The organism is Kitasatospora sp. NPDC127111, from assembly GCF_042677465.1.
Lineage (GTDB): Bacteria > Actinomycetota > Actinomycetes > Streptomycetales > Streptomycetaceae > Kitasatospora.
This window is the reverse complement of record NZ_JBHXTG010000046.1, coordinates 1-6,986: the sequence shown is the minus strand read 5'-3', so window position 1 is coordinate 6,986 and position 6,986 is coordinate 1. Positions and strand designations below refer to the sequence as shown.

Annotated in this window: 6 protein-coding genes; all 6 read left to right on the top strand. The window is 75.3% G+C overall.

The window, feature by feature from the left end; all coding sequences use genetic code 11:
- The first annotated feature begins 280 nt into the window (after positions 1–280).
- On the top strand, positions 281–844 hold the full coding sequence (locus ACFVHB_RS25155) for a YbjN domain-containing protein (RefSeq protein WP_380326476.1): 564 nt from the start codon (positions 281–283) through the stop codon (positions 842–844).
- A 118-nt stretch (positions 845–962) separates the two neighbouring features.
- Positions 963–2,123, top strand: a complete 1,161-nt coding sequence (locus tag ACFVHB_RS25150; RefSeq protein WP_380326473.1) for a pyridoxal phosphate-dependent aminotransferase — start codon at positions 963–965, stop codon at positions 2,121–2,123.
- 474 nt (positions 2,124–2,597) lie between these two features.
- A complete protein-coding gene (locus ACFVHB_RS25145; RefSeq protein ID WP_380326470.1) occupies positions 2,598–3,125 on the top strand; it encodes a DUF2617 family protein in 528 nt (175 codons plus the stop codon).
- A 142-nt stretch (positions 3,126–3,267) separates the two neighbouring features.
- Complete coding sequence (locus ACFVHB_RS25140; protein ID WP_380326467.1) at positions 3,268–4,911, top strand: polyamine aminopropyltransferase; 1,644 nt, start codon at positions 3,268–3,270, stop codon at positions 4,909–4,911.
- Positions 4,912–5,170: 259 nt separating this feature from the next.
- Complete coding sequence (locus ACFVHB_RS25135; protein ID WP_380326464.1) at positions 5,171–6,241, top strand: SRPBCC domain-containing protein; 1,071 nt, start codon at positions 5,171–5,173, stop codon at positions 6,239–6,241.
- Positions 6,242–6,341: 100 nt separating this feature from the next.
- Positions 6,342–6,878: an orotate phosphoribosyltransferase gene (pyrE, locus tag ACFVHB_RS25130; protein WP_360186158.1), complete on the top strand. Its 537-nt coding sequence runs from the start codon at positions 6,342–6,344 to the stop codon at positions 6,876–6,878.
- Positions 6,879–6,986 lie beyond the last annotated feature (108 nt).

The following is a 6,986-nucleotide window of genomic DNA, read 5'->3' as shown; positions in this document are numbered from 1 at the left end:
CACCAGGACCCCCCCCACCCCGGGGGGGGCCGGGGCCCGGAGGACACTGCGCCGGCGGGGCCCCCGGGGGGGGGGCCCCCCCCCGCCCGGGGGGGGCGGCCCACCACCGTGTTCACCCTCGGTGTCCGCTGCCCGGCCCGGCGTCCGGCGGTCCGCCCGCGACAAGATCCTTTCCTGCCGCCGCCCCTGTGAGGCAGGGCCCGGATGAGGCAGGATGGGAGGTGGAAAAAGGGCGGCCTCTCATTGCCGGCCACCACGTGCACTGAGGAAGAGGACCCCCATGAGCATCGACCCGTCGTCCATCCCGTCGTTCGGCGCGCCCCAGGGCGGGCAGCCCGGCGGCCAGGGCGGCCGGCCGGCCGGCCCGCCGCCGATCATCGTTCCGGACCAGGCGCTGGTGACCCAGCTGCTGGACCAGATGCAGCTCAAGCACGTCGTGGACGAGGAGGGCGACCTCACCGCCCCCTGGGAGGGCTTCCGCGTCTACTACATGTTCCGCGGCGAGCAGAAGGAGCTCTTCGCGGTCCGCGCCTTCTACGACCGCCCGTACCCGCTGGAGACCAAGCCCGAGATCCTCGACCTGATCGACGAGTGGAACCGGGAGACCCTCTGGCCCAAGGTCTACACCCACACCCACGAGGACGGCGTGGTCCGCCTGATCGGCGAGGCCCAGATGATCGTCGGCACCGGCGTCAACCTGGACTACTTCGTCACCACCACCGCCAACTGGACCCAGGCCGCCGTGGGCTTCGAGCAGTGGATCGTCGAGCGCCTCGGCCTGCAGAAGGAGATCGAGGGCGAGGAGGGCGACGGCGGGGCCCCCGAGGGCACCGACGAGGCCTGATCCTCCCGTTCCCGCCCGGGCACGGCCCGCCACCGGCACTCCGGTGGCGGGCCGTCCTTGTCCGGCACCGCCGCCGGACCCGAGGATGGGCTCCCACGACGAGGTGTGAGGAGCCGCAATGGGTACGAGGCCGCTGCTGAACCGGAGGCTGCACGGGCTGGGCACGACGATCTTCGCCGAGATGTCGGCACTCGCCGCCGCCACCGGCTCGATCAACCTCGGCCAGGGCTTCCCCGACACCGACGGGCCGCGCGAGATCGCCGAGGCCGCCGCCCGCGCCGTGCTCGACGGCCGGGGCAACCAGTACCCGCCCGGCCCCGGCATCCCCGAGCTGCGGCAGGCCGTCGCCGAGCACCAGCAGCGCTTCCGCGGCCTGGCCTACGACCCCGACACCGAGGTCCTGGTCACCGCAGGCGCCACCGAGGCCATCGCCGCCGCCCTGCTCGCCCTGCTGGAGCCCGGCGACGAGGTGATCGCCCTGGAGCCCTTCTACGACTCCTACGCCGCCTGCATCGCCATGGCCGGCGCCGTCCGCGTCCCGCTCACCCTGCGCGCCCCGGACTTCCGGCCCGACCTGGACCGGCTGCGCGCCCTGATCACCCCGCGCACCCGGCTGCTCCTGCTCAACTCCCCGCACAACCCGACCGGCCTCGTCCTCAACGCCGAGGAGCTGGCCGCCGTCGCCGCCCTCGCCGTCGAGCACGACCTGCTGGTCGTCACCGACGAGGTCTACGAGCACCTGGTCTTCGCGGGCGCCCACCACCCCATCGCCGCCCTCCCCGGCATGCGCGAGCGCACCGTCTCCATCTCCTCGGCCGGCAAGACCTTCTCGTTCACCGGCTGGAAGGTCGGCTGGGTCACCGCCGCCGCCCCGCTCGTCGCGGCCGTCCGCACCGCCAAGCAGTACCTGACCTACGTCAGCGCCGGCCCGTTCCAGTACGCCGTCGCCGAGGCGCTGCGGCTGCCCGACGGCTACTACGCCGACTTCCGCGCGGACCTGCTCCGCAAGCGCGACCTGCTCGCCGCGGGCCTGGCCGCCGCGGGCTTCCGCGTCTTCAACCCCGAGGGCACGTACTTCATCACCACCGACATCACCCCGCTCGGCGAGAAGGACGGCATCGAGTTCTGCCGCACCCTCCCCGAGCGCTGCGGCGTGGTGGCCATCCCGAACGCCGTCTTCTACGACGACCCCGACGCCGGCCGCCCGCTCGTCCGGTTCACGTTCTGCAAGCGGGTCGAGGTGCTGGAGGAGGCGGTGTCCCGGCTCAGCCGGATCTGACGGCGCGGCGGGATGGGCCCGATGTTCTGACGTTTCGTCAACTTGCCCGACAGGCAGCGTGATTGCTGCCTGTCGGGCATTCGGCATGCCTGCCCGGCAGGCCGCGGCGCTTCGTGCACGCCCGCGCGCCGGGCGTGCGGGAGGGCGGGGGCGCGCGGGGCCCGTGCCCGGCGTGCGAGCGGAGTGCACGGCGCGCAGGCCGGAGCGAAGGGCGCGCGCGGTGCAGAGTCGCACACCGGGTCGATCAGAGCGGGGAAGCAGGTATGCCCGAAACGGTGAATGCTTGACAAAGTTGGGTAAATCACCGACGGACCCGGCGTATTCATGCTTCTCTGCTGCTGAATCTCCAGCCGGAATCCTTCCTTCCACGGTCGGCCGCGCCCTGGACCGCACAGCCGCGAACAGCCTCGCCTTTGCCTGGGCCTCTCGATGCTGCTCGGCGGGCGCGCACGGAGCTGAAACGCGGAGCCGAGCATGCTCACCACACTGCAGACCTCCTACACGGACACCCGCGCCGGTGACCTGGCCTGGTGCCTGGGCGGCGAACCGCTGCCCGCTCTCGCGGTCCGCGACCTGAGACTGGGCGGTGCCGGGCGTCCCGGTCCGCCCGGCACCCTGCAGCTGCGGCTGCTCGGGGCCTCCCACCAGGTGGTGATCGCCGCCGGGCCGGGCGAGTGCCTGGAGACCGTCGCCTGTCTGCCCGGCCGCCGGACCCCGCTGCCGGCCCGGGTGGCCAAACAGGTGGCCGGCTGGGAGTACGAGTTCGCGGCCCGGATCGAGGCACTGCCGCCGCACGAGTTCGCCGCCCGGGCCCAGGAGTTGCTGGCCCTGGTCGAGGGGCACCCGCGCGGCCTGGCCGGCGTCTTCCCCGGCGACCCGAGCGCGTTCACCGCACTCGTCACCCAGGGCGGCGCGGACCGGCTGCTCTGGCGCACCTGGCACGCCTACCCGCAGGAGGGACAGCTGGTCTGCACCCGCTCCTCCCTCGTGCTGTCCCGGTGACCGCGGCATCCGCGCCCGAGGCGGCCATAGCCCGGGGTGCCACCCTCCACTCGCACGCAGGAACGATCCGTCAACCCGGCGTATCGCACTGTCCGTCGAATGGACGCAGCCATCCGTACCGAACGTCGCCTAGCGTTTGTTCGTGATCAACCATCCGGCCGGTCCGCCCGCTCAGCCGGGACTCGACCTCGACGACGGCAGCCCACCCCGGCCCGGGCGGAGCCTGACCCCCCTGCCCGCCCGCCGTCGGTCCAGGCTGCGCGCCCACCCCCGGCTCGCCCGGCTCACCGTGCTGCTGGCCGCGTTCGTCTGCGCGGCCTGCGGGCTCGTCTACGAGCTCGAACTCGTCGCGCTCGGCAGCTACCTGCTCGGGGACTCGGTCACCCAGACCTCCGTCGTGCTCTCCGTCATGGTGTTCGCGATGGGCCTCGGCTCCCTGCTCGCCAAGCGCTTCACCCGCCGCCCGGCCACCGCCTTCGCCCTGGTCGAGTGCGCCCTCGCACTGACCGGCGGGCTCTCCGTGCTCGCGCTGTACTCCTGCTGGGCCTGGATCGGCCGCTACCAGGCCGCGATGGTCGGCCTGACCTGTCTGATCGGCGTTCTGATCGGCGCCGAGATCCCGCTGCTGATGACCCTCATCCAGCGGATCCGGCGGGAGGACGCCGGCCGGGCCGCGGCCGACCTGTTCGCCGCCGACTACGTGGGCGCGCTGATCGGCGGGCTGGCCTTCCCGTTCCTGATCCTGCCCGGCTACGGGCCCGGCACCGGCGCCCTGGTCACCGGCGCGGTCAACGCCGTCGCCGGGGCCGCCGTCGTGCTCTGGCTGTTCCGCGAGGAGCCGGCGCCGCGGGTGCGGCTGCTGCTCTGGGGCTGCTGCGGGCTGGTGCTGGCCCTCCTCGGCACGGCCGCCGCCTGGTCCGGCGCGATCGAACGGGCCGCCCGCAGCGCGCTGTACGGCGCGCAGGTCCGCTTCGCCACCCACAGCCGGTTCCAGGAGATCGTGCTCACCGGCCCCGCCGAGGGCCCGCTGCGGCTCTACCTGGACGGGCGGCTCGCGGTCTGCGGCCCGGACGAGTACCGGGGCAGCGAGGCCCTCGTCCACCCGGCCATGGCGGCCGGGCCGGACGCCCGGGTCCTGCTGCTCGGCGGCGGCGACGGGCTCGCGCTGCGCGAGGTGCTGCGGCACGGCGGCGTCCGCTCGGTGCTGGTCGTCGACGGCGACCCGGCGCTCACCCGGCTCGCCCGGACCGACCCCGGCCTGGCCGCGCTCTCCGGCCACTCGCTGGACGACCCGCGGGTCCGCACCGCCGAGGCCGACCCGCTGGAGTGGCTGCGCAGCGTCCGCCCGAGCGACCGCACCTTCGACGTCGTCCTCGCCGACCTGCCCGCGCCCGCCGAGGGCGGCACGGTGAAGTTCCACTCGCAGGAGTTCTACGGCCTCGCCACCCGGCTGCTCTCCCCCGGCGGGCGGCTCGCCGTCCGGGCCGGCGACGAGCAGAACGGCCTCTGGCAGGTCGAGTCCGGCCTGCGGGCGGCCGGCCTGCGGACCGTCCCGTACGCCGTCCAGGGCGGTGTCGCCACGAGTTGCCGGCCGGGGCCGGACGACGGCCGCGGCAGCCAGGCCTTCCTGCTCGCGGCCGCCGCCCAGCCCTCGCTCGGCCTCGCCCCGGACGCCCCGCCGCCCCGGGCCCTCACCGCCGACACCCTGCGCGCCGCCGCCTCCCGCCTCACCGCCCTCCGCCCGGCCCGGCCCCCGGCCGCCCTCACCCTCCTCGGCCCGCAGTGACACGCCCGGCCACAGCCCCCGACGCGGGCCCGGCACCTGCCCCGGACGGCCCGCCGCCTCCCGCCTCACCGCCCTCCGCCCGGCCCGGCCCCCGGCCGCCCTCACCCTCCTGGGCCCGCAGCGAAACGCCCGCCCACAGCCCCCATCCGCGCCGGACGTAGCCCGGACGGGCGGGTGACCGGGGCCTGCGGGGAAGTCGGCACGACAGGTAGGGGACACAGCGGGGACCACCGGGGGTTCGGTCGGTAGGCTCCGTGACATGGAGCATGAGGTTGTCGTCCCGATGCCGGCCGAACTGGTCCGGCAGGCCCTGCAGGATCCGGCTCTGCTGGCCCGTTGCGTGCCGGGGCTGAGCACCGAGCCCGCCGCCGTCGGCAGCGGCCCCGCCGAGGAGATCGGCGGCCGGTTGAAGCTGCGGATCGGCACCTCCACCATCACCTACCGCGGCGTGCTCTCCCTGATCGAGGGCCGCGAGGGCGTGCTCACCGTGCTCGCCGAGGGCCAGGAGGCACGCGGCAGCGGCGAGGCGACCGCCACGGTCCGGGTCAGCGTCGCCGACGGCGACGGGGACGGCACCGCGGTGGTCCGCTTCACCGGCGACCTGAGCGCCACCGGCCGGCTCACCGAGTTCGACGAGGAGACCCTCACCGCGACCGGCCGCCGCCTGCTGGACCGGTTCGCCACCGCCCTCGCCTCCCCGGACGCCGAACCGGACGGCGACAGCGACACCGACGCCGACACCGGAGCCGACACCGACGCCGAAGCCGGGACGGACGCGGACACCGCCGCGGCCGAGAGCGCCGAGGACGCCGCCGAGGACGCCGAGGAGCCCACCGCCACCGTGGTCTTCCTGGAGGACCGCCAGGACGAGCCCGGCGACGACCTCGACGACGACCTCTCCGACCTGATCGCCTTCTCCGACGCCGACGCCGAGCGCTTCGGCCTCCCCGTCGGCCGCGACCGCGAGGACGACGAGGACGACGGGCAGGACGACGAGTCCGCCGCCGAGGGCCCCGCCGCCGAGGAGCAGCTGCCCGCCGAGCTGCCCTTCGGGTACGAGCAGGAGCCCGTGCTCAGCGGCCCGGTCCGCCGCAGCATCGTCGGCCGCTCCGCCGAGGAGGTGGACCACGCCCCGCCGCGCGGCCGCTACGCCCCCGCCCTGCCGGCCCGCAGCGCCCGCGCCCGCGCGGCGTCCCGCTGGGGCGGCGAGGCCGGCGGCATCGTGGTGCCGGGCCCGGGCGGCCGCAGCGCCGTGCCGTGGATGATCGGCGGCGGAGTCGCCCTGATCGGCGGCGCCGTGGTGCTGGTCAGGACCCTGCGCCGACGCTAGGGCGGGCTCTGGGGCCCCGGGGCCCGTCCGGTGGATCCGGTCGGGACCGCTCGGCCCGGCCCGGAGGGCAGGCCCCGGACAGGCCCTAGACTGAACGCTCATGAGCAACGACCGCGACGCCCTGCTGGCACAGATCAAGGACAAGGCCGTCGTGCACGGCAAGGTCACCCTTTCCTCCGGCAAGGAGGCCGACTACTACGTCGACCTGCGCCGGATCACGCTGGACGGCCAGGCCGCCCCGCTGGTCGGCCGGGTGATGCTGGACGCGACCGCCCACCTGGAGTACGACGCCGTCGGCGGTCTGACCCTCGGAGCCGACCCGGTGGCCACCGCGATGCTGCACGCCGCCGCTGCGCGCGGCCGCGAGCTGGACGCCTTCGTGGTCCGCAAGGCGGGCAAGGCGCACGGCCTGCAGCGCCGGATCGAGGGCCCGGAGGTCAAGGGCCGCCGGGTGCTGGCCGTCGAGGACACCTCCACCACCGGTGGCTCGGTGCTGACCGCCGTCGAGGCGCTGCGCGAGGCGGGCGCCGAGGTGGTCGGCGTCGCGGTGATCGTGGAGCGTGGCGGCGCGGCCGCGGTCGAGGAGACCGGCCTGCCGTACGTCACCGCGTACACCCTGGACGACCTGGGCCTCTGAGCCCGGCGCGGCGGCCCGCAAGCCCGCACAGCCGCCCACGGCCCGCAAGGCCTGCGCGCGGACGCACAACGGCCGGGGCCGGGCCCTGTTCCACGTGGAACAGGGCCC